A 255-nucleotide genomic window follows, 5' to 3' on the forward strand; every position below is an offset into this window, starting at 1 on the left:
TATCTGGTCATTATCGTCAATACCTTGATGGCTTTACCCTATGCCAGCAAGCTACTCGAAAGCCCGATGCGTGACTTAGCGAATCAATATAGCCGTCTCTGTCTCTCACTGAACTTAGGTGGATGGCAGCGTTTACGTCATATTGAGTTACCGACGTTGCGACAGCCGTTGTTACAAGCCTTCGCATTCGCCTCGTTGATGTCGATGGGAGACTTCGGCGTGATTGCTCTGTTTGGTAGCCAAGATTTTCAAACG

1 protein-coding gene is annotated in these 255 nt (G+C 48.2%); it reads left to right on the plus strand.

Annotated features, from left to right (window positions below):
* On the plus strand, window positions 1-255 hold a 255-nt coding region (locus MKR94_RS16730), incomplete at both ends, for an ABC transporter permease subunit (RefSeq protein ID WP_241647920.1).

It is taken from the genome of Rosenbergiella metrosideri, assembly GCF_022602565.1.
GTDB lineage: Bacteria > Pseudomonadota > Gammaproteobacteria > Enterobacterales > Enterobacteriaceae > Rosenbergiella > Rosenbergiella metrosideri.